This window comes from Winogradskya consettensis, assembly GCF_018332715.1.
In the GTDB taxonomy this organism is placed as follows: domain Bacteria; phylum Actinomycetota; class Actinomycetes; order Mycobacteriales; family Micromonosporaceae; genus Actinoplanes; species Actinoplanes consettensis.
In genome coordinates this window covers 1-21,949 of record NZ_BOQP01000013.1, presented here as the reverse complement: position 1 = coordinate 21,949, position 21,949 = coordinate 1, and the positions used below count along the sequence as shown (strand labels likewise).

The window sequence follows — 21,949 nt, the reverse complement described above, 5'->3', positions numbered from 1 at the left end:
ATGGGCGTCCTCAACGTGACCCCGGACTCGTTCTCGGACGGCGGTCGGTTTGCCGACATCGATGCCGCGGTCGAACACGGTGTGGCACTGCGGCGTGCGGGTGCCAATCTTGTGGACGTCGGCGGTGAATCCACCCGTCCGGGCGCCGGGAGGGTGGACGCGGCGACCGAGATCGATCGAGTTCTCCCGGTGATCAAGGAGCTCGTCGCCGCCGGGGTGCCGATCAGTATCGATACGACCCGGGCCGCGGTGGCAGCCGCCGCGCTCGATGCCGGTGTCTCGGTGATCAACGACGTCTCCGGCGGGCTCGCCGACCCGGGCATGGCCGCGGTGGTCGCGGAGGCGGGTTGCCCGTGGATCCTGATGCACTGGCGCGGCCACTCGAACCGGATGGCCGACCTCGCCGTCTACGGCGATGTGGTGGCCGAGGTGCAGGCCGAGCTGCTCCAGCGGGTGGACGAGGCGGTCGCCGCCGGCGTGGACCCCGGGCGGCTGATCCTCGATCCGGGGCTGGGCTTCGCCAAGAAGGCCGAACACAACTGGGCGCTGAGCGCACACTTGGACAAAATGGTGGATCTCGGGTTCCCGGTGCTCTTCGCCGCCTCGCGCAAGACGTACCTGGGCCGGCTGCTGTCCGGGCCGGAGGGCGAGCCGCGCCCCGTGGAGGGCCGGGAGGCGGCAACGGTCGCCACGTCGGTGCTCGCGGTCGCCGCCGGCGCCTGGGGCGTACGGGTCCATGACGTCCGCGCCACCGTCGACGCTCTCGCCGTCTGGCGGGCCACAGGTAGCCCGCGTCTGCGTACTGGAGGAGAAGCGGCATGAGTGATCTGATCCAGCTACGCGGGCTCCGGGTCCGCGGCCACCATGGCGTCTTCGACTTCGAGCGCCGCGACGGGCAGGATTTCGTGATCGACGTGGACCTCGAGCTCGACCTCGCCACGGCGGCCAGGACCGACGACGTGTCGGACACCGTCCACTACGGCGAGCTGGCCGAGAGCCTCGCCGAGGTGATCGCGGGCGAGCCGGTGAACCTCATCGAGACGCTCGCCGACCGGCTGGTCGCGGTGTGCCTGGTCGACGACCGGGTCGCCGCCGCCACGGTCACGGTGCACAAACCGCAGGCCCCGATCTCGCACGAGTTCGCCGATGTGGCGGTCACCCTGCGCAGGACCCGATGACGCGGGCGCTGTTGTCGATCGGGAGCAACCTCGGCGACAGGTGGGCGTACCTCAAAGAGGCACTGTCTGCTCTTAGCGGGACTGTCTCGGGGGTCTACGAGACGCCGCCGTGGGGCGATGCCGACCAGCCCGCCTATCTGAACGCCGCGGTGCTCGTCAGTGACCCGGCCGCCGACGCGGGGACCTGGCTGGAGCGGGCGCACAGCCTCGAGGTCGCTGCGGGACGCGTGCGGGACCCGGAGCGACGCTTCGGACCACGCACCCTCGACGTGGACGTGATCGCGGTGTGGGACGGCGACGACAAGCCCGTACTCAGCGCTGATCCGGAGCTGACCCTTCCTCACCCGCGCGCGCACCAGCGGGCCTTCGTGCTCAAGCCGTGGCTCGACATCGATCCGCACGCGGAGCTGCCCGGCCACGGTCCGGTCGCCGTCCTGCTGGCCACCCCGGAGCTCGCCGCCGACACGCACGCGCTGACCCCCCGCCCGGATCTGCCGTTAGAGTCTCAGTTGTGAGCAGCAACCCCGGTGGAGCCGGCCCCGATCCGTCGTTGCGGCCGACCAGCATCTCGGCGCTCCTGGTCGCCGGCCTGGCCGCCGCCGCGGTCGGCTGGCTGCTGCTCAGCTTCCTCTACTACGACCACGACTACCGGCTGCCCTGGATGCCGATCATCGTGTTCGCCGCTCTCGCGATCGCCGAGGCCGCCCTCGCGCAGAACACGGCCGCCCGGATCCAGCACAAGCCGGGCGCGGGGCGCATCAACCCGCTCGCGGTCGCCCGGTTCGTGGTGCTCGCCAAGGCGTCCTCGCTGGGCGGAGCCCTGTTCGCGGGCTACTCCGCGGGGCTGCTGGCCTGGCTCGCGCTGGAGTCGACCGAGGCGGCGCGCAACGACATCCCGGCGGCCGTCGGCGGGGTGGTCACCTCGCTGGCGCTGGTGGGTGCGGCGCTCTGGCTGGAACGGTCCTGCCGGGTTCCCGATGAGCCCGACCGGAAGAACGGGGACGACTCGGGCAGGCGTGCCGAGCTGACCTGAGGTGACCGGGTCTCGAGCTTGAACCGAAACCCCCTCGGATCCGTATGCTGGGCCGCGGCGAGGAGGTGGACGAGATGGCATACGACGAGACCGCATACCGTCGCAACGCTGGTGGGGATCAGCCGAGCGATCCCTCGGCATACCGCACGGGCGTGGCGGCCACGGATTACCGCAACCGCCGCCGGGATCTCGACCCGGACGACACCTCGGGTCTGCGGACCACCGACTCGCTGGAGATCGGCCGGCGACCCGAGCCCGAGGGCGGGCGGGACCGGCTCGGCGTCCACATCGGCTGGGAGATCGTGCTGCTGCTGACGGTGGCCGCGCTCGCTTTCCTGCTCTACCGCCTCGACCCGGCCGCGCTGCAGCGTCCCGCGCTCGACACTCTGCTCATCTCGGGCGCCGCGATCGGCCTGCTGGCCCTGGGGGCGGGGCTGACGCTGCGGGCCGGCGTACCCAATCTCGCGGTCGGGCCGATCGCCCTGGCCGCGTCGCTGCACTACGCCGAGAACGGTGACCGGGGCCTGCTCTCGGCCGCGGTGCCCGCGCTGGGCATCGCCGCGGGTGGCGCTCTGGTGGTCGCGCTGCTCGTGCTGATGCTGCACATCCCCGGGTGGGTGGCGACGCTGGCCGCGGCGATGGGCGTCATCGTGTACGACCAGCTGCGCACCGGCCCGGTCAACGTCCAGGGCACCTACGACCCGTCCGACCATGCCTTCTACCTGTTCGGTGGCTTCGCGCTGCTCGCCGTCCTCGGTGGCGCATTCGGCACCCTCACCCCGATCCGCCGGCTGGTCGGCCGGATGCGCCCCTACGGCGACCCGGCGGAGCGGCGTGGCGGGATCGCGGCCCTGCCGATCATCGCCTCGCTGCTGCTCTCCTCGGTCTTCGCCGTCGGCGCCGGCATACTGCTGGCCGCGAAGTCGACCGGGCCGATCGTGCCCGGCACCGGTTTGGAGTGGACGGGCATCGCGTTCGGTGCGGCGCTGCTCGCCGGGACCAGCGCGTACGGCCGGCGCGGCGGAATCTTCGGCACGCTGCTGGCAGTGGCCGGGATCGCGCTCTTCCTCGACTACGCCGACCGGCGCAACTTCGACATCGCCCTGTTCGCGATCGGGGCCGCCACGATCGGTGCCGGTCTGCTGGTGACCCGGCTCGTCGAGACGTACGGGCGCACGGTGCCGGAGGGCACCGACGAGGACTGGAACGCCGCGCCCACCACCGGCACGGGATGGTCGCCGGACCTGCCCGAGACGTGGACACCGTCGGCCGCCGCACCGCAGCAGCCCCGGGCGAACGAACAATGGGATCTAGGTCCCTGGGGCACCGGCCGCTGAGTGCGGGCGGCCGCCCTATGCTGGCTCCATGACCGACGCGACCTTCGCCGAGCTGGATTCCCTGCCCACTGAGGAGCTGCGCGAGCGCGCCTTCGCGAAGGCCCGGGAGCGCCACGACCTGAGCTTCTTCTGGTCGGTGTTCAAACACCTGCCCGACTCCGACGAGGCCGCCTCGCTGGACGGCGCGCCCAACACCGTCGGCCCGACCATCGAAGAAGCCGTGGCACTTTGGCGTGAACTGACCGGACACGGGTACGGGGAGCAGGAGCCGCTACTTCGCGCCGCTTTCATCGATTATCTCCAGAAGCATTAGCTTCTGGGGCATTGGTGCACGTCGTTTGAAAGTGATCGGTAGCTGGGAATTAGCGGGCCATGGCTCTCACCAACCGCTACAAATCCGCGCCGGGTGCGGGCACCCTCGCCGCGCTCATCCTGGTCCTGGTCTTCGGCAGCCCCTGGTTCGCCGACTGGGCCGCGGACAACACCAACCCTGAGACGGCAGGTGGCTGGTGGCTGCGACTGCTGTCGTGGCCGCACTGGCGCTTCGACTCCGACGACTCGCTGCGCTCGATCCTGATCGCCGACCTCAAGGCGATCCTGGTCGTGGTGCTGACCGCCCTGTTCCTCTACCTGCTGCCCGGATCCCAGCTGGCCCGGGCCCGCGGCACGCTCAGCCAGTTCTTCGCGGGCTGGGCGGCCTACATCTTCGCCGGCGGTTTCGCCGCGCTGCTCACCACGCTGTTCCTGGCGAACCCGACGCTGCTCGGCGCGTTCCGGTCGGCCGGCGACGGGGCCACCTACGGCCTGTTCATCGGCTGGATCATCGGCCTTGCCACGCTCGGCGGACGCCGGGGAACACGCTGACGCGACCGCGGCCCGGGTGGTCGAGCCCGGGCCGCGGCCACTCAGACGGCGGTTTTGTTCGGTACGTCGAACAGCGCTGAACGAGAGATGCTGCCGACCGGTTTCCCGTTCTCGGTCACGACCACGTTGAGCGAGTCGCTGGTGAGCATGGCGGAGAGCGCGTCATAGAGCGTGCCGCCCACGTCGACGGTCGGCAGCCGTTCGATCTCCTCGACCTGACCGATCGGCCGCATCGCCCCGCGCACCTTCGTGACCGCGAGCCGCCGGACGCCGCGATCGTTGCCGACGAAGTCGCTGACCTCCTCGGACACCGGGTCGCTGAGCAGGTCGGCCGGGCTCGCGTACTGCAGCAGCCGGCCACCCTCGCCGAGCACGGCGATCCGGTCGCCGAGGCGTACGGCTTCATCGATGTCATGGGTGACCAGCACGATGGTCTTGCGGACCGCGGCCTGGAGATTGAGGAATTCCTCCTGGAGCCGGCCGCGGACGATCGGGTCGACCGCGGAGAACGGCTCGTCCATCAGCAGCACGAGCGGGTCGGCGGCGAGCGCCCGGGCCACGCCGACGCGTTGCCGCTGCCCGCCGGAGAGCTCGTGCGGGTAGCGGCCGCCGTACCGTTTCGGGTCGAGGCCGACCAGCTCGAGCAGCTCCTCGGAGCGGGCCCGGGTCTTCTTCTTGTCCCAGCCCAGCAGCCGTGGCACCGTCCCGACGTTGGTACGGATGCTCTGATGCGGGAAGAGTCCCACATTCTGGATGACGTACCCGATGCGTCGGCGCAGTTGGACCGGGTCCTGCTGGGTGACGTCCTCGCCGTCGATGAGGATCCGGCCCTTGGACGGCTCGATCAACCGGTTGAGCATCCGCAGGATCGTGGATTTGCCGCAGCCGGACGGGCCGATGAGCACGACGAGCTCGCCGGCCTCGACCTCCAGGCTGATGTCGCCGACCGCCACGGTGCCGTCGGGATAGACCTTCCCGAGGTTCTCGAGCGTGATCGACGCGGCGGTCCGGCCAGCGCCGGTGTCGGTGATCGCGGTAGCGTCCACGTATGTCCTTCCTGTCGAGGGCCCCGGCGCCTGCGTGGCCCCTGGCCGCCCCCGCTGATGACGGGCCGGGAAATCCGTGGTTCTCCTGGCGCTATGTCCACGACAACGCCGACGAGATTCTCTCCGCGCTGCAGTTCCACGCGGGTCTCACCGCGCGTGCTGTGATCATCGCGTTGATCGTCGCCTTGCCGCTCGCGGTCGTCGCTTACTGGTGGCGTCCGCTGACCGGCCCGATTCTTGCACTCTCCGGCGTCCTCTACACGATCCCGTCGCTGGCACTGCTCGCCCTGATCGCTCCGGCGGTCGGGACCACCCGCGACACGTCGGTGCTGATCGCCCTTGTTCTGTACGCCCTGCTGGTGCTCGTGCGCAACGCGCTCGCCGGTCTGACCCAGGTCCCCGGCGAGGTGCGTGACGCGGCGGCGGGCATGGGTTACGGGCGGTTCGGCCGCCTCCTGCGCATCGAGTTGCCGCTCGCGCTACCGGGCATCCTCACCGGGCTGCGGCTCGCGACCGTGTCGACGGTGGCGCTGGTCACGGTCGGCTCGCTGATCGGGCAGGGCGGCCTCGGCGACATGATCCTCGGTGGCTTCCGGAACAACTTCTACAAGGCCGAGATCCTGACCGGCGCGATCCTCTGCGTGGCGCTCGCCCTCGTCCTCGATCTGGCGCTGGCCGGCATCGGGCGGTTGCTGACGCCCTGGACCCGGGAGCGGCGCTCGTGAACTACTTCCACGAGGGCATCGTCTGGCTCAACGACCCGCTGAACTGGACCAACCCGGGCGGCCTGCTCGAACGGCTCCAGGAGCACCTGGTGATCAGCCTGTGGGCGGTCCTGCTGGGTTGCGCGATCGGCTGGCCGCTCGGCATCTGGCTCGGGCATCGGGGCCGGGGTGGCGGCGCGGTCATCACGGTGGCCAACCTGACCCTCGCGCTGCCGACGCTGGCGCTGCTGACCATCCTGCCGCTGACTCCGCTCGGGTTCGGCAAGCCGCCCGTGGTGGTGGCGCTCGCCGTCTTCGCGGTGCCGCCGCTGCTGGCCAACGCGTACACGGGCCTCAGGCAGATCGACCCGGAGACGCGGGAGGCTGCGCGCGGGATGGGTCTGTCCGGCGGGCAGGTGCTGCGGCAGGTCGAGCTTCCGCTGTCGGTGCCCTATCTCGCTGCCGGATTGCGTACGGCCGCGGTGCAGGTGGTCGCGACGGCGGCCCTGGCGGCGTTCGTGAACGGCGGCGGGCTCGGCGAGATCATCTCGGCGGGGTTCGGCATCGGGATGAGCAACGGCGGTGGCGGTCAGATCGTCGCCGGCGGCATCGTCGTGGCGGGGCTCGCGCTGCTCGTCGAGGGCCTCCTGGCCCTGGTGCAGCGGCTGGTGACCCCGCGCCCGTTGCGTACGCGGCGGCGTCGTCGTCCCAGCGCCGCGGCACCCGCCGCTTGAGCGTTCGCGTGTAACGAATCCGCAACTTAGGGCGAAGATCGGCATAGCCTGCCGCGCCCCGGGGTTAATGAACTGGAGGTGCAGCCGCAGGTGGGCGGCACAACAATCGAAAATGAGCGGGCATCGACACCTCGGCTGCCCGTCGGACACGCGGCACGACCTCGGTCGTGCCGGGACACAGAAGGCGGCTGTATGCGTCGAAATCTGCTCCTGACGGCCGGCACCTTCCTGACCGCCGCCGTCATCCTCGCCGGCTGTGGTGAGTCCGGCTCGTCCGGCACCTCGGCCCCGCCCAGCGCGGCCTCGGGCTCCGGGTGCGCCCCGGTCGCGGGCGACAAGCTCGTCGTGCTGACCGACGACAAGGCCCTGCAGAACACCGACAACGTGGTGCCGGCGATCAACACCAAGGCGTCCTCCCCGGAGATCCTGGCGGCGCTGGACAAGGTCTCCGCCGCGCTCGACACGGAGAAGCTCATCGAGCTCAACAAGGCCGTCGACGTCGACCGCAAGTCGGCCAAGGACGCGGCCCAGGAGTTCGTGACCGCCAACAGCGTCACGACGGGCATCACCAAGGGCAAGGGCGGCGACCTGACCGTCGGCGCCGCTGACTTCAGCGAGAGCAAGACCCTCGGTGAGCTCTACGGCATCGCGCTCACGGCGGCCGGCTACACCGTCAAGGTGCAGACCATCGGCAACCGCGAGCTGTACGAGCCCGCGCTCGCCAAGGGCGACATCGACATCGTCCCTGAGTACGCCGCCACCCTCGCGACGTTCCTCTCGGGCAAGATCGACGGGGCTAACGCCAAGGACCCGTCCTCGACCGACCTCACCACCACGATGACCAACCTCAAGGCGCTCGGCGACAAGGCCGGCCTGACCTTCGGCACCCCGTCGGCGGCGCAGGACCAGAACGCGTTCGCCGTCACCGAGGCGTTCGCCACCAAGTACGCCCTGACCACGCTCTCCGACCTCGCGGCCAAGTGCTCCGGCGCAGCCACGGTGCTCGGCGGCCCGGCGGAATGCCCGCAGCGTCCGAAGTGCCAGCAGGGCCTGGTCGACACGTACGGCTTCCAGGCCGGCAAGTTCAGCTCGCTCGACTCGGGCGGCCCGCTCACCAAGACCGGCCTCAAGCAGGGCACGATCAGCGTGGGCCTGGTCTTCAGCTCGGACGGCGCCCTCGCCGCCGGCTGACCCCATCCGATGTGATCCGCCCGCCCGGTGCCCCACGCACCCGGCGGGCGGTTTTTTCTCAAACGCCGGTTTCCGCCCGGCCACCTGCTGATTCAGCCCGATCGGCGATCCTTGATCCCATGCCGCTTGTTTCGCCGGCCCGGTCACTCTCGATAACATCTGCGACCATGCCGGACCGGGACCCCGAGGTGAAGCAGCACACCCGTCTGCTGACCGGGCTGATCTGGGCGGGCATCGGGCTGGCCCCGATCGCGGCAATCGTCGTCCTGATCGGCGGCAGCACCGGCGCGATGCGCTTCGCGGTGCTGCTCATAGCGGTCTGCGTGGTCCTCATCGGCGCCGCGATGCTGATCCGCACCGACCCGGTCCTGCACCGGATGGACGTGGAGGACCGCGTCTCCGCCGAGGTCGACGCCCTCCGCGGCGGCCTGCGCGACGAGCTGACCGCCACGGCCCGCGCCACGGACAACCGGGTCCAGGCCCTCGAGGACGAGATGGGCGCACTGCGTTCCGTCCCCGGCCCTCCCATCGCACCGAGACCCGCCGGGGGTTCAGCCCGGCCGGCTCCGCCGCCGCCCCGCATCTCCGCACCGATCTCGGCACCGATCAGCGCTGCCGGAGCCGCGTCCGTGCCGGGTCCGGCTCCGGTTCCCGCTCAGCGGGGTGCCGGGTCAGCCCGGGTCGGCTCGGCAAGCGTCGTCGTCCCCGGCAGCGCACCCGACAAGCCCGCCCCACCGAGGGTCTCCGCCCCCATCGACCCGTCCCTGCACGGCGGTCCCGGCGCCCCACGCTCCGGCCCCCCACGCTCCGGCGCCCCGGCCAATGCGCCCCGGCCAGGCGCCGCCCCCACCACACCAAGATCCGGAGCCCCCGCGGGCACACCAAGATCCGGAGCCCCCGCGGGCACACCAAGATCTGGGGCCCCTGCGGGAATGCCGAGGTCCGGAGCCCCCGCGGGCACGCCGAGGTCTGGGTCGGTGGTTGGCGGGCCCATCCCGGGAGCGTCCGCGGGAGCGCCGAGGTCTGGTGCCGCGACCAGCGCGCCGAGGTCTGGTGCCGCGGTGGGCTCGCCGAGATCCGGGGTTCCGACTGGGGAGCCGTGGTCCGGAAGCTCAGCGAGTGCGCCGCAGTCCGGGGCGGCGGCGAACCGGACGGGGCGGGCGCGTCCTGACGGTCCGAGGCCGGGCCGCGCGGTTCCGGCGAGCGTCTCTCCGCAGCCTTACGATTCCTACGAGCAGCAGGACCCGGCTGCCGGTTACAAAGCTCCGAAGGGCGCGGTGCGGGCATCCGCGGCGGCTTCGGTCGCCCCGGCGATGGACGAGCTCGGCCCTCTGCCTGCCCCCGAGCCGGAGGCACCCGTCGCAGCACCGAGACGCCGGCACGCGGCGCCCGACACGAGCACGGATCTGGCCCGGGAAATTCATGCGGAGCCGAGCCTCGGCTACGGGCTGACGACCGGCAACGTCACCCCGCAGCCCGGCGTCTACGGCAGCACGGCGGCGCGCACGGCCCCGGACGACGCAACCCCCGGCCACGACACCTACGACGAAGCCGATCACCAAGACGGCGCCTACCAGCAGGTTGGCAGTTACCAGCAGGTTGGCAGTTACCAGCAGGCCGGCAACTATCAGCAGGCTGGCACCTACCAGCAGGACGGCATCTACCAGCCGGACGAGGCCTATCAGCAGGACGGCGCGTACCAGCAGGACAGCGCCTACCAGCAAGGCGATGGCTACCAACCGGACGATGGCTACCAGCCGGACGATGGCTATCGGCAGGGTGGCGCCTACCAAGCCGGCAGTGCCTATCAGGTCGGCAGTGCGTATCAGTCGGACGATGCCTATGAGCCGGGTGACGCCGGGGAACATGGCAGCAGCTATCGGCAGGCCAGCGGTTACGAGCCCGACAACAGCTACGAGAACGACGGCTACGCCCAGGCGGGCTACGACAACACCGGCTACGCGCAGGACAACTATGGCAATCCGGGTTATGCCCAGAAGGGCTACGACCAGGCCGCTCAGTACGGCTCAGCGCAGACCGGTCAGCGCGGCTCAGCGCAGGCTGGTCAATACGGCTCAGCGCAGGCCGGTCAGCGTGGCTCAGCGCAGGCCGGGCATTACGGCTCGGCGCGGACCGGGCAGGACGGCTACGAGCAGGCTGAGCAGACCGGATATGAGCACGTCGAGCAGACAGGTTACGCGGACGCGGGCTATGACCAGCCCGGCTATGTGAAGCAGGGCAACACCTACGGCGTTGGCAGCAGCTACGCGAGCAGCAGCTACCCGGACACCGGCGAAGCGCAGGCGGCGGACAACGGCGGCGCGGACGACGGCAGCGCGGACAGCGGCTACCAGGAGAACGACTACGGCCGCGAGGAAGCCGCCGGATACGGGACCACCTACGGCACCCCGGCGCCGGCGACCTACGGCCGGAGCATCGCAACGCCCGAAACCCCGTCCAGCTACGACAGCAGCGATTTTGTGTCGGCAGGGAGTTACGGCTACGGCGGTCCGGCCGGCGTCGGCTACGAGCGGGACGACGACCATCACCACTACGCCCCGGACCCGATCCCGGCGCGCAACGTCTATCAGAGCCGTTAGGTTCTGTTTCGTAGGTGAGGCCGGGCCTGACCTACAGAACGGAACCTGGAGGGCCTACTTGTCGATATCCCCGACGACGAAGAACATCGAGCCGAGGATCGCGATCAGGTCCGGCACGAGACAGCCGGGGATCAGCGTCGCCAGCGCCTGCACGTTCGCGTAGGAGGCGGTGCGCAGCTTCAACCGCCACGGTGTCTTCTCGCCCCGCGACACCAGGTAGTAGCCGTTGATGCCGAGCGGGTTCTCGGTCCACGCGTACGTGTGGCCTTCGGGTGCCTTGACCACCTTGGGCAGCCGGACGTTCACCGGTCCGCCGATCGTGTCGACGCGGGAGAGGCATTCGTCGGCGAGGTCGAGCGAGACGTACACCTGCTCCAGCAGCACCTCGAAGCGGGAGTGGCAGTCCCCGGCCGTGCGCGTGACCACCGGCACGTCGAGCTGGTCGTAAGCGAGGTACGGCTCGTCGCGCCGCAGGTCCATGTCGAGCCCGCTGGCCCGGGCGACCGGCCCGGAGGCGCCGTACGCGGCGGCCTGTTCCGCGGTCAGCACGCCGACGCCGACCGTACGCGCCATGAAGATGTCGTTCTTGCGGATCAGGTTGTCGATGTCGGGCATCCGCGAACGGACCTCGGCGATCGCCTGCCGGGCGCGGCCGGTCCAGCCGGCCGGGACCTCCTCCTTGAGCCCGCCGACGCGGTTGAACATGTAGTGGATGCGGCCGCCGGAGACCTCTTCCATGACCGCCTGCAGCGTCTCCCGCTCGCGGAACGCGTAGAACATCGGCGTGATCGCGCCGATCTCCAGGGGGTAGGAGCCGAGGAACATCAGATGGTTGAGCACCCGGTTCAGCTCGGCCAGCGCCATCCGCAGCCAGGTGGCGCGCTCGGGCACCTCGATGCCCATGAGCCGTTCGACGGCGAGCGCCACGCCGAGTTCGTTGGAGAAGGCGGAGAGCCAGTCGTGCCGGTTGGCGAGGACGAGGATCTGCCGGTAGTCGCGGACCTCGAAGAGTTTCTCCGCGCCGCGGTGCATGTAGCCGACGATCGGTTCGCAGGTCTTGACGCGTTCACCGTCGAGGGTCAGATTGAGCCGCAGCACGCCGTGGGTCGAGGGGTGCTGCGGGCCGATGTTGAGCACCATGTCGGCGGTGTCGAGCCCGGCACCCGTACCGACCGTCATCTCCCGCACGTCACTCACGGGTCAGATCGTCCCACGAAGCTCGATGCCCACTTCGTGCAGCAACCACCAGTGTCCACCGAGTCCGTCCGGGTCGGTGAGTTCGGCGGCGGCTCCGGCGGCGCTCAGGGCCCGGAGATAACCCGCCGGATCGGTTCGGGCGAGCTCCAGCGGTGGCCGGCCGCCGTCGACCCCCAGCGCTTTGAGCGCATGCCGCTGACTGACGATGGTGTACGCCCACCCGGCAGCCGCCGCGGCGGAGTCGAGCGCCACATGAGCGGTCAGGTCGCTCCCGCCATCGGGCACGGGGCTGACCTGCCGGCCGCCGCGGAACCCCGTGAGCGTGCCCAGGGGCGGCCGGGCGGTTCGCAGGTGCCCGTAGTCCACGGCGAGTGCGCTTCCCCGGCGTACCGAAGAAACGGCATCCGCCCAGGCGAGGTCGCGCGGCCAGCCCAGCTCGACCCGGTCGCCCAGGCCGGCCCCGCGCCACCACCGCGCCAGCCAGAACCGGTCGGCGGCGTCGATGTCCGGCCCGAGCGACTCGAGCCCGCCGACCGGGTCGACCAGCACCCGCCGGATCCGCCCGTGCTCGTCGACCTCGGCGACGTCCAGCGGCACGTTGTCGAGCCATTCGGTCGCCAGCAGCACACCGACGATGTCCTGCGGCACGTCGGGCTGCCAGCCGATCTCCGCGGGCAGCCCGTCCGGTCGCGGTGCGACCTCGACCCCGGTGAACCGGACCCGCTCGCCGAGCCCCGTGCCGTCGGCCAGCGCCCGTAACGCCGCGAGCAGCTCGCCCCGCCCCGCACCGACATCCACGACCTGCAGCACCCGGGGACGCCCCAGCGCGGCGTCCACCCGCTGGATCAGCCGCAGCAACGCCCCGGCGAACAGCGGCGACGCGTGCACGCTGGTCCTGAAGTGGTCCGCGGGCCCCTCCGAGGCGCGGGTGAAGAAGCCCCCGGGCCCGTAGAGCGCCGTGGTCATCGCTGCCCGCCAACCAACCCTCGTCACGCTCTCAATCTAGGGCGTGGAGTAGTTCACAGGTGCTTGTCACGAGCGTGTTAACTCGGCGCATACTTGCCTCGACCGGTACCCCTTGATCGAGGACTGGATCCGAACATGAGCGCACAGCTGCGTGCACGTCAGCTTGTCGTCGGCGTTGTCGGCGCGGGCCGGGTGGGAGCCGTCATCGGTTCCGCACTCGCCGCTGCCGGGCATGACGTCGTCGCCACCGCTGCCGTGTCCACCGCGTCCCGGGAGCGAGCCCGGCGGTTGTTGCCGCAGGCCGCGGTTCTTCCGGCCGACGAGGTGGCCCGGGCCGCCACCGACCTTCTTCTGCTCTCCGTTCCCGATGACGCGCTGCGGAGCGTGGTGGCGGGGCTTTCCGCGACCGGCGCGCTTTCTCCGCGTACGGTCGTCGCGCACACCTCCGGAGCCCACGGTCTCGCCGTCCTGGGTGAGGTCAACGGTCTAGCCCTGCACCCCGCGATGACCTTCACCGGCACGGACGCCGATCTGGCCCGGCTGCCCGGCATCGCCTGGGGAATCACCGCACGGGACCGCGTCTTCGCCGCCCGCCTGGTCACCGAGCTCGGCGGCATCCCCGAGTGGATCGACGAGCAGGCCCGCCCGATGTACCACGCGGCGCTTGCCCACGGCGCGAATCACCTGGTCACGCTCGTGAACGAAGCCGCCGACCTGCTGCGCGCCGCCGGGGTCCGGCGTCCCGAGGTGGTGCTCTCGCCGCTGCTGCACGCTGCCCTCGACAACGCCCTCGCGATGGGCGATGCGGCTCTCACGGGGCCGGTCTCGCGCGGCGACGCGGGGACCGTACGCAAGCATCTGGATCACCTCACGCCGGAGTCCGCGCCGGCGTACCTGGCTCTCGCCCGACGAACTGCCGAAAGAGCCGTAGCCGCAGGCCGGCTGCGGCCGCAGGACGCGATTTCGCTGCTGGATGTCCTCTCCACCGTTGGGAGCCCCGCATGACCGCCCTCGTTCACACCCGCAACGACCTCGCCGCCGGCCTCGCGGGCGCGCCCGGCCGGGTAGCCGTCGTGATGACCATGGGTGCCCTGCACGAGGGGCATCGTCAGCTGATGCGCGAGGCCCGCGCGCAGGCCGACTTCGTGGTCGTCACGGTCTTCGTGAACCCGCTGCAGTTCGGCCCCAACGAGGACTTCGACAAATACCCGCGCACGCTGACCGCCGACGTCGAAGCGTGCACGGCTGAGGACGTCGACCTGGTCTTCGCGCCCGACCGCGACGAGATGTACCCCGGCGGCACCCCGTCGGTGACGCTCAACGCCGGCCCGATGGGCGAGATCCTGGAGGGTGCCAGCCGCCCCGGCCACTTCTCCGGCATGCTGACCGTCGTCGCCAAACTGCTCCTGCTCACCGGCGCTGACCTCGCGTTCTTCGGCGAGAAGGACTTCCAGCAGCTCTCCCTGATCAAGCGCATGGTGCGCGACCTGGAGATCCAGACCGAGATCGTCGGCGTGCCGACCGTGCGTGAGGCGGACGGCCTGGCGCTCTCCAGCCGTAACCGCTTCCTCTCCGCCGGGCAGCGGCAGGCGGCGCTCGCCCTCTCGCACGCGCTGCGCGAAGGTGCGCTGCAGAACGACGCCCAGCGGGTGCTCGAGGCTGCCACGAAGATCCTCGAGGACGAGCCCGGCGTGCACGTTGACTACCTGGCCCTGACCGACCCGCTGCTCGGCCCCGCACCGGCCGGGGGTCCCGCGCGGCTGCTGGTCGCGGCGAAGGTCGGCGCGACCCGGCTGATCGACAACGTCCCCGTGCACCTCGGCGAGGCCGGCTGATGCTCCGCACGATGCTCAGGTCCAAGATCCATCGCGCCACGGTGACCCAGGCCGACCTGCACTACGTGGGCTCGGTGACGGTCGACGAGGACCTGATGGAGGCCGCGGACCTGCTCCCGGGCGAGCAGGTCGCGATCGTGGACGTCACCAACGGGGCGCGGCTCGAGACGTACGTGATCGCCGGTGAGCGGGGCACCGGAGTGCTCGGCATCAACGGCGCGGCCGCCCACCTCGTACACCCCGGTGATCTGGTCATTCTGATCGCCTACGGCCAGATGGACGACGCCGAGGCGCGCACGTTCCGGCCGCGGGTGGTCCATGTCGATGCCCAAAACCGGATCATCGAGTTGGGTACGGATCCCGCGGCCGCTGTTCCCGGAATGGCAGATGATCTCGTACGCGGGGACTTGACCGTTTCCACCCACTGACACCCAGGGTTCCGTTGTAAAGCAACGTGGCTGTACCGACCTTTGCCCTATGCTCGACAAATCGGACATGGGTGGAGGGCTGGGTTCATGCTGCGTGTCAGCCGCTGGGGTGTCGCCGCGGCGCTGAGCTTGGTGCTGGTCACGGCCGGCTGCGGGAATCCGCCGGGCGTCGACGGCGACCTCACCAACAACTGGGCGGCGATCTCGGTGCCGACCGGGTTCACGCCCGCGTCCCAGACCTGTCACCTGGCGAACTTCTCGACCTCCGGATCGCGCTCCTCCTACGAGGAGGTCGACTGTCAGATCAAGCACCGCACCGAGACCGTCTACGTGGGCGAGTACGGCGCGCCGGCCTCGCAGGCGGACAGTCCGCCGGAGGACGAGTCGGCGGGACAGCGGGCGGCGTACGAGACGTGCGACGACAAGACCGCGGCATACGTGGGCGGGGCGTGGCGTACGGCCCGGTTGTGGATCGGGGTGACCCAGCCGACGAAGGCTGCCTGGAGCGGTGGCGCCCGCTGGTACCGCTGCGAGGTGCTCGTGAGCAGCTCCGTCGAGGATGACGGGGGTCTGGTGCAACGGGTCGGCAGCCTGCGGAACGCGCTCAGGGAAACGAATTCCCCGCTGCTGCTAACGTGTTACGCCGTCCAGCTCGACAAGGAAGGCAAGATCAGCACGATGCCCTCGGCTCCGTGCGCCGCCGCGCACAACGCGGAGTTCGTCGGGTTGTGGAAGGCGGGGGCGGCTACGGCGTACCCGGAGATGAGTAAGGACTGGGACGACTTCCATGCCGGTTGTCGCGCGTTGATCGCTGAGTACGTCGATGTGCCCGACGACGCTGACCTGCAATATCGTGCCGGTGTGGTATCTCTGCCGGGCGGCGATGACGTGTGGGCGATGGGTGACCGTGGGGTGCGCTGCTATCTCTGGGTGGACACCGCGACCCTGACCGCGTCGCTCAAGGGCAAGGGCGAAAAGTCGCTACCCGTTCAATACCAGTAACGCTTGGCACTTTGTGGTGCCCCGGCGATGAATTCCTCGCGCGCGCGATGTTGACTGATCTCATGTCGCATCTCGCCGACCTTCCGGCGCTACCCCGTCGATTGGCCGCCCCTGAGCCTGGCTGGACCGAAACCACCGACGTGCTGGTGGTCGGCTCGGGCGTCGCCGGCCTCACCGCCGCACTGCACCTGCGCGAACAGGGCCTGCACGTCACGGTGGTTACCAAGGTCAACATCGACGACGGGTCCACCCGCTGGGCGCAGGGCGGCATCGCGGGCGTGCTCGACCCGCTCGACACCCCCGAGGCGCACGCTTTCGACACCGAGATCGCCGGCGTCGGCCTCTGCGACCCGGCCGCCGTGCGGGTGCTGGTGGAGGAGGGCCCTGCCCGGATCCGCGAGCTGATCCGCATCGGTGCCGAGTTCGACCGCAACGCCGACGGGTCGCTCATGCTCACCCGCGAGGGCGGACACCGCGCCGACCGCATCGTGCACGCGGGCGGCGACGCGACCGGCGCCGAGGTGCAGCGGGCCCTGCACGAGGCGGTGCATCGCGACCCCTGGATCCGGCTCGTCGAGCACGCGCTCGTGCTCGACCTGCTGCGCGCCGGCGACGGCCGGGCCTGCGGCATCACCCTGCACGTGCTGGGCGAGGGCAGCGAGGACGGCGTCGGGGCGATCCTGGCCCGCGCGGTCGTGCTCGCCACCGGCGGCATGGGCCAGGTCTTCGCGTCCACCACCAACCCGTCCGTCTCGACCGGCGACGGCGTCGCGCTCGCCCTGCGTGCCGGCGCGGTCGTCACCGACGTGGAGTTCGTCCAGTTCCACCCGACCTCGTTCGTGACCGCGAGCGTGACCTCGGTGCAGCGCCCGCTCATCTCTGAGGCGCTGCGCGGCGAGGGTGCCCACCTGGTCGACGAGGCCGGCGAGCGGTTCATGCTCGGCCAGCACGAGCTCGCCGAGCTGGCCCCGCGTGACGTGGTCGCCAAGGGCATCCACCGGGTGCTCCGCGCCACCGGCGCCGACCACGTCTACCTGGACGCCCGGCACCTCGGCCGCGAGTTCCTCGAGCAGCGCTTCCCGACGATCATGGCGTCCACCCGCGCGGCCGGCGTCGACCCGGCCACCGAGCTGATCCCGGTCGCCCCGGCAGCCCACTACGCGTCCGGCGGCGTCCGCACCGACCTGCACGGCCGCACCTCCATCCCCGGGCTGTACGCGTGCGGCGAGGTCGCCTGCACGGGCGTACACGGCGCCAACCGCCTGGCCAGCAACTCCCTGCTCGAGGGTCTGGTCTTCTCCCGCCGGATCGCCGACGACATCGCCCGCGACCTGCCCCCGCAGGCGGACCCGGTGCCCACCCCGGCGGCGGCCGGCCCGGGCTGGGTCGTGGCCCCGGCCATCCGCGCCGAGCTGCAGCGCTCGATGACCCGCGGCGCCGGCGTGCTGCGCTCGGCGGACTCGCTCGCGGCCACCGCCAAGGAGCTGACCCGTCTCGGCGAGCAGCACGGCACCCCCCGCAACGCCGCCTGGGAGGCCACCAACCTGCTCACCGTCGCGGCAGCCCTGGTTGCCTCGGCCGCCGAGCGCCGCGAGACCCGCGGCTGCCACTGGCGCGAGGACCACCCCAACGCAGCCGACGAGTGGCGCGGCCACCTGCTGAACTCGATCGACCCCCGCGGCCGGCTGACCCAGACCTTCGAGGAGATGGCATGACCGACGGCTTGGATCTTGCCGAGGTGGAGCGGGTTGTCTACACCGCGCTCGCCGAGGACCTGGGCGACCCGCCCCGCGACGTGACCAGCGAGGCGACCATCCCGGCGGCCCAGGTCGACACGGCCGAGCTGGTCGCCCGCGCGGCCGGTGTGGTGGCCGGGCTGCCCGTCGCGGCGCAGGTGTTCGCGGCGACCTCGGGCGGCACGGCGACCTTCGACCAGCGGGTCGAGGAGGGCACCCGGGTGACGCGTGGTGACGTCCTCGCGGTCGTGACCGGCCCGACGCGCTCGCTGCTGACCGCGGAACGCACCGCGCTCAACCTGCTGTGCCGGATGTCGGGCGTCGCGACCCACACCCGCAGGTGGGCCGACGAGCTCGCCGGCACCAAGGCGACCGTGCTCGACACCCGCAAGACGACTCCGGGCCTGCGGGCTCTGGAGAAGTACGCCGTACGCGTCGGCGGCGGCACCAACAAGCGCATGGGCCTCTACGACGTGGCCATGATCAAGGACAACCACAAGCTCGCGGCGGGCAGCATCACCGCGGCGTACCGGCTCGTCCGTGAAACCTTCCCGGACGTCCCCGTGCAGGTCGAGGTGACCACGGTGGCCGAGGCGATCGAGGCCGTCGAGGCGGGTGCGGACTTCCTGCTCTGCGACAACATGACCCCGGACCTGCTGCGCGAGGTGGTGGCCGCGGTGGGGGAGCGGGCCGAGCTCGAGGCCACGGGCAACCTCACCCTGGAAACGGTCGCCGCGTACGCCGCCACGGGAGTGGACTACCTGTCCGTGGGCGGGCTGACCCACTCCTCGCCGATTCTCGACATCGCCATGGACTTGCGCGTCGCGCGTTAGGGGTTTTGACCGTGCTTTTGTGCATCGACATCGGCAATACCAACACGGTTCTCGCCACGTTCGACGGCGACAAACTGGTTCACAACTGGCGCATCAAGACCGACGCCAGGTCCACCGCCGACGAGCTGGGGCTGATTCTGCGGGGTCTGCTCGCGGGGGATGCCGTCGAGATCACCGGGGTGGCGGCGTGTTCGACGGTGCCCGCTGCCCTGCGTACGTTGCGCACGATGCTCGGGCGTTATTACCGGGATCTACCGAATGTCGTCGTGGAACCCGGCGTGAAGACCGGAGTGCAGCTCGCCATCGACAATCCGAAGGAGGTCGGCTCCGACCGCGTGGTGAACACGCTGGCGGCGCACGCCCTCTACGGCGGGCCGTCGATCGTTGTCGACTTCGGCACCACGACCAATTTCGACGTCATCAGCGCGCGCGGTGAGTTTCTCGGTGGTGCGTTCGCGCCCGGCATCGAGATCTCGTTCGACGCGCTGGCGTCGCGGGCCGCTCAGTTGCGCAAGGTGGAGCCCGCGAAGCCGCGTTCGGTCATCGGCAAGAACACCGTCGAGTGCCTGCAGTCCGGCCTTTATTTCGGGGTGGCCGGTCAGGTCGATCGGATCGTCGACCTGATGACCGAGGAGCTCGGTTCCGTGCGGGCGGTGATCGCCACCGGTGGGCTTGCCGGGCTGGTCAAGGACGCCTGCAGGACCATCACCGCGTATGAGCCGATGATCACTCTGATCGGGTTGCGGATGGTTTATGAGCGGAATGTCGGCTGACCGCGCGCTTTTTCTGGCCGGATAATTTTTGTGACTCTGCGCGACGCGGTGGACATAGATCTCTATCCGGGGCTTTCTGTGACTGTCCGCAATGGATTCCCCGCCGGGGCCCGAGTTCGTGACGTGACAGCGCATCACGGATGGTGACGCACTTCGATGTAATTGCCCCGAATCGGCGTCCAGAAGTGACAACGAGTCACACTATGGAGCCGGTACGGCACCCGATCCGTGGGTGGTACGCCGCCCGGATTGACCGGGGTCAAGGTGTGGGGAATGTCAGCCGAGGCGCTGCCGCGGAATAGGAAACGGCCTCGGACGGGGCATTCGGGAAACGTCTGCGTTCCCCTTGGTGCGCTCTGTGGGCAGATATCGAACCCGCATTGACGGATCACGCGGGCTTGGCGTTATTGTTGCGGTGGGGATTGCCTGACGTCTGACGTAGAGAACCTGTATTCGGGAGGATAACGGCCCGTGGCCAAGCAGATCATTCACAAGCTTGTCGACGACCTCGACGGCGGTGACGCCGAGGAGACCGTCAAGTTCGCGCTCGACGGCATTCAGTATGAGATCGACCTGTCCGACAAGAACGCCGCGAAATTGCGCGACGTCTTCGCGCCCTACGTGGGCGCCGGAGCGAAGGTCGCCCGGGGCGGAGTGGTCGTGGGTGGCCGGGCCGCCCGGGGTCGTGGCGGTGCCACCGCCGACCGGGAGCAGAACAAGGCCATCCGCGAGTGGGCCAAGAAGAGCGGCAAGGACATCTCCGACCGGGGCCGCATTCCCCAGGAGATCGTGGACGAGTTCCACGCCAAGGGTCCCGGCCGCTAGTCGCGTTCGTCGTTTTCCACAGGGTCCGCAGCGCTCCGGCGCTGCGGACCCTGCTGCTTTTCGCTCGTTCTTCGCCCCCCTTGCGTAAGTTATCCACAGGGGTGGACGGCGTTGTCCACAGGCTGTGGACGGCGGGTGCGCCGGTCGTGGCCGATGCCGGGATTTCGCTGTGCGCGTACTCCGTAGGGGTGGGGAACAGTCGCTGAGCGTGCGAAGTTGGGGAAATCAGCGGTGCGGGACGTTCCGGCCGGGCTCGAGGGCCCAGCAGAGTCCCTCAGCGGCGATAGAGTGGTTACAGCACGGGCATCACCGATGTTCGTGCGCTGGCCCCGCCAGTTAATTGGCGCACGGCACGTGAGGAGCACGAGGGCATGTTCGAGCGGTTCACCGACCGAGCGCGACGGGTTGTCGTCCTGGCCCAAGAAGAGGCCCGGATGCTCAACCACAACTACATCGGGACAGAGCACATCCTGCTCGGCCTGATCCATGAGGGTGAGGGTGTTGCCGCGAAGGCTCTGGAGAGCCTTGGTATCTCTCTCGAGGGGGTTCGGCAGCAGGTCGAGGAGATCATCGGTCAGGGTCAGCAGGCGCCGAGCGGGCACATTCCGTTCACGCCGCGGGCCAAGAAGGTGCTGGAGCTGTCGCTGCGCGAGGCTCTGCAGCTGGGCCACAACTACATCGGCACGGAGCACATCCTGCTGGGCCTGATCCGCGAGGGCGAGGGTGTTGCCGCCCAGGTCCTGGTGAAGCTCGGCGCGGACCTCAACCGGGTCCGTCAGCAGGTCATCCAGTTGCTCTCGGGCTATCAGGGCAAGGAGCCGGCCGCCGCCGGTGCCGCCGCGGGCGAGGCAGCCCCGTCGACGTCGCTGGTGCTCGACCAGTTCGGACGCAACCTCACGCAGGCCGCCCGCGAGGGCAAGCTCGACCCGGTCATCGGCCGGGAGAAGGAAATCGAGCGGGTCATGCAGGTGCTGTCGCGCCGCACGAAGAACAACCCCGTCCTGATCGGAGAGCCCGGCGTCGGCAAGACCGCCGTCGTGGAGGGGCTGTCGCAGTCCATCGTCAAGGGCGAGGTGCCCGAGACGCTGAAGGACAAGCAGCTCTACACCCTCGACCTCGGTGCGCTGGTCGCCGGTTCCCGTTACCGCGGTGACTTCGAGGAGCGCCTGAAGAAGGTTCTCAAGGAGATCCGCACCCGCGGCGACATCATCCTGTTCATCGACGAGATCCACACCCTCGTGGGTGCCGGTGCCGCCGAGGGCGCGATCGACGCCGCCTCGATCCTCAAGCCCATGCTCGCGCGTGGTGAGCTGCAGACGATCGGCGCGACCACCCTCGACGAATACCGCAAGCACCTCGAGAAGGACGCCGCCCTCGAGCGTCGTTTCCAGCCGATCCAGGTCGGTGAGCCCTCGCTGGCGCACACGATCGAGATCCTCAAGGGTCTGCGTGACCGTTACGAGGCGCATCACCGGATCAGCATCACCGACGCGGCTCTGGTCGCGGCGGCGACGCTGGCTGACCGTTACATCTCGGACCGGTTCCTGCCGGACAAGGCGATCGACCTGATCGATGAGGCCGGGGCACGGATGCGGATCCGTCGGATGACCGCACCGCCGGACCTGCGTGACTTCGACGAGCGCATTGCTCAGGTGCGTCGTGACAAG

Annotated in this window: 23 protein-coding genes; 20 read left to right on the top strand and 3 right to left on the bottom strand. The window is 70.1% G+C overall.

Annotation, left to right across the window (positions count from 1 at the left end; all coding sequences use genetic code 11):
* The 7 genes from folP (at window position 1) to Aco04nite_RS14995 (ending at window position 4,412) form a co-directional block, all read left to right on the top strand.
* Complete coding sequence (gene folP, locus Aco04nite_RS15025) at window positions 1–822, top strand: dihydropteroate synthase (protein ID WP_212997948.1); 822 nt, start codon at window positions 1–3, stop codon at window positions 820–822.
* On the top strand, window positions 819–1,178 hold the full coding sequence (gene folB / locus Aco04nite_RS15020) for a dihydroneopterin aldolase (RefSeq protein WP_212997847.1): 360 nt from the start codon (window positions 819–821) through the stop codon (window positions 1,176–1,178). Before folP ends, folB begins: the two co-directional genes overlap by 4 nt.
* The gene (gene folK / locus Aco04nite_RS15015) at window positions 1,175–1,693 is read left to right on the top strand and encodes a 2-amino-4-hydroxy-6-hydroxymethyldihydropteridine diphosphokinase (RefSeq protein ID WP_212997846.1); all 519 of its coding nucleotides are present in this window, start codon (window positions 1,175–1,177) and stop codon (window positions 1,691–1,693) included. The genes folB and folK overlap by 4 nt, the downstream gene beginning before the upstream one ends.
* Window positions 1,690–2,211, top strand: coding sequence for a DUF3180 domain-containing protein (locus Aco04nite_RS15010; RefSeq protein WP_212997845.1), 522 nt, complete (start codon window positions 1,690–1,692; stop codon window positions 2,209–2,211). Before folK ends, Aco04nite_RS15010 begins: the two co-directional genes overlap by 4 nt.
* A gap of 74 nt (window positions 2,212–2,285) precedes the next feature.
* Window positions 2,286–3,548, top strand: a complete 1,263-nt coding sequence (locus tag Aco04nite_RS15005) for an ABC transporter permease (protein WP_212997844.1) — start codon at window positions 2,286–2,288, stop codon at window positions 3,546–3,548.
* A gap of 28 nt (window positions 3,549–3,576) precedes the next feature.
* The gene (locus Aco04nite_RS15000; protein ID WP_212997843.1) at window positions 3,577–3,861 is read left to right on the top strand and encodes a hypothetical protein; all 285 of its coding nucleotides are present in this window, start codon (window positions 3,577–3,579) and stop codon (window positions 3,859–3,861) included.
* Window positions 3,862–3,920: 59 nt separating this feature from the next.
* Complete coding sequence (locus Aco04nite_RS14995) at window positions 3,921–4,412, top strand: hypothetical protein (protein WP_203842862.1); 492 nt, start codon at window positions 3,921–3,923, stop codon at window positions 4,410–4,412.
* A 41-nt stretch (window positions 4,413–4,453) separates the two neighbouring features.
* Here Aco04nite_RS14995 and Aco04nite_RS14990 read toward each other — a convergent pair whose 3' ends face one another.
* On the bottom strand, window positions 4,454–5,458 hold the full coding sequence (locus tag Aco04nite_RS14990) for an ABC transporter ATP-binding protein (RefSeq protein ID WP_212997842.1): 1,005 nt from the start codon (window positions 5,456–5,458) through the stop codon (window positions 4,454–4,456).
* A 2-nt stretch (window positions 5,459–5,460) separates the two neighbouring features.
* Here Aco04nite_RS14990 and Aco04nite_RS14985 point away from each other — a divergent pair, with 2 nt between their 5' ends.
* The 4 genes from Aco04nite_RS14985 to Aco04nite_RS14970 all read left to right on the top strand — a co-directional run bounded on the left by Aco04nite_RS14985 (window position 5,461) and on the right by Aco04nite_RS14970 (window position 10,687).
* Window positions 5,461–6,183, top strand: coding sequence for an ABC transporter permease (locus Aco04nite_RS14985; protein WP_212997841.1), 723 nt, complete (start codon window positions 5,461–5,463; stop codon window positions 6,181–6,183).
* Window positions 6,180–6,896, top strand: a complete 717-nt coding sequence (locus tag Aco04nite_RS14980) for an ABC transporter permease (RefSeq protein ID WP_212997840.1) — start codon at window positions 6,180–6,182, stop codon at window positions 6,894–6,896. The genes Aco04nite_RS14985 and Aco04nite_RS14980 overlap by 4 nt, the downstream gene beginning before the upstream one ends.
* Before the next feature lie 192 nt (window positions 6,897–7,088).
* Window positions 7,089–8,087, top strand: coding sequence for a glycine betaine ABC transporter substrate-binding protein (locus Aco04nite_RS14975; RefSeq protein WP_212997839.1), 999 nt, complete (start codon window positions 7,089–7,091; stop codon window positions 8,085–8,087).
* A gap of 167 nt (window positions 8,088–8,254) precedes the next feature.
* Complete coding sequence (locus tag Aco04nite_RS14970; protein WP_212997969.1) at window positions 8,255–10,687, top strand: hypothetical protein; 2,433 nt, start codon at window positions 8,255–8,257, stop codon at window positions 10,685–10,687.
* Between the two features lie 54 nt (window positions 10,688–10,741).
* Here Aco04nite_RS14970 and Aco04nite_RS14965 read toward each other — a convergent pair whose 3' ends face one another.
* Together Aco04nite_RS14965 and Aco04nite_RS14960 are read right to left on the bottom strand one after the other, a co-directional pair.
* The gene (locus tag Aco04nite_RS14965) at window positions 10,742–11,866 is read right to left on the bottom strand and encodes an NADH-quinone oxidoreductase subunit D (RefSeq protein ID WP_212997946.1); all 1,125 of its coding nucleotides are present in this window, start codon (window positions 11,864–11,866) and stop codon (window positions 10,742–10,744) included.
* Between the two features lie 21 nt (window positions 11,867–11,887).
* Window positions 11,888–12,850 (bottom strand): SAM-dependent methyltransferase, encoded by a 963-nt coding sequence (locus Aco04nite_RS14960; protein WP_212997947.1) that lies wholly within the window; start codon window positions 12,848–12,850, stop codon window positions 11,888–11,890.
* Between the two features lie 135 nt (window positions 12,851–12,985).
* On the opposite strand from Aco04nite_RS14960, the gene Aco04nite_RS14955 reads away from it, so the two are divergent.
* The 9 genes from Aco04nite_RS14955 to Aco04nite_RS14915 form a co-directional block, all read left to right on the top strand.
* Window positions 12,986–13,855 carry a Rossmann-like and DUF2520 domain-containing protein gene (locus tag Aco04nite_RS14955; protein WP_212997838.1) on the top strand — a complete coding sequence of 290 codons (870 nt, stop codon included), beginning with the start codon at window positions 12,986–12,988 and terminating at the stop codon, window positions 13,853–13,855.
* Entirely contained in the window at window positions 13,852–14,685 is an 834-nt protein-coding gene (panC, locus tag Aco04nite_RS14950) for a pantoate--beta-alanine ligase (protein ID WP_212997837.1), read from the top strand. Before Aco04nite_RS14955 ends, panC begins: the two co-directional genes overlap by 4 nt.
* A complete protein-coding gene (gene panD, locus Aco04nite_RS14945) occupies window positions 14,685–15,113 on the top strand; it encodes an aspartate 1-decarboxylase (protein WP_212997836.1) in 429 nt (142 codons plus the stop codon). The genes panC and panD overlap by 1 nt, the downstream gene beginning before the upstream one ends.
* 87 nt (window positions 15,114–15,200) lie before the next feature.
* Window positions 15,201–16,115, top strand: a complete 915-nt coding sequence (locus Aco04nite_RS14940; protein ID WP_212997835.1) for a septum formation family protein — start codon at window positions 15,201–15,203, stop codon at window positions 16,113–16,115.
* A gap of 62 nt (window positions 16,116–16,177) precedes the next feature.
* The gene (locus Aco04nite_RS14935; RefSeq protein WP_212997834.1) at window positions 16,178–17,830 is read left to right on the top strand and encodes an L-aspartate oxidase; all 1,653 of its coding nucleotides are present in this window, start codon (window positions 16,178–16,180) and stop codon (window positions 17,828–17,830) included.
* Window positions 17,827–18,684, top strand: coding sequence for a carboxylating nicotinate-nucleotide diphosphorylase (nadC, locus tag Aco04nite_RS14930; RefSeq protein ID WP_212997833.1), 858 nt, complete (start codon window positions 17,827–17,829; stop codon window positions 18,682–18,684). Before Aco04nite_RS14935 ends, nadC begins: the two co-directional genes overlap by 4 nt.
* 11 nt (window positions 18,685–18,695) lie before the next feature.
* Window positions 18,696–19,457: a type III pantothenate kinase gene (locus tag Aco04nite_RS14925; protein ID WP_203842874.1), complete on the top strand. Its 762-nt coding sequence runs from the start codon at window positions 18,696–18,698 to the stop codon at window positions 19,455–19,457.
* A gap of 471 nt (window positions 19,458–19,928) precedes the next feature.
* Window positions 19,929–20,282 carry a histone-like nucleoid-structuring protein Lsr2 gene (locus Aco04nite_RS14920; protein WP_203842875.1) on the top strand — a complete coding sequence of 118 codons (354 nt, stop codon included), beginning with the start codon at window positions 19,929–19,931 and terminating at the stop codon, window positions 20,280–20,282.
* 371 nt (window positions 20,283–20,653) lie between these two features.
* Window positions 20,654–21,949, top strand: a 1,296-nt coding sequence (locus Aco04nite_RS14915) for a Clp protease N-terminal domain-containing protein (RefSeq protein WP_212997832.1), incomplete at its 3' end; no start/stop codon positions are given.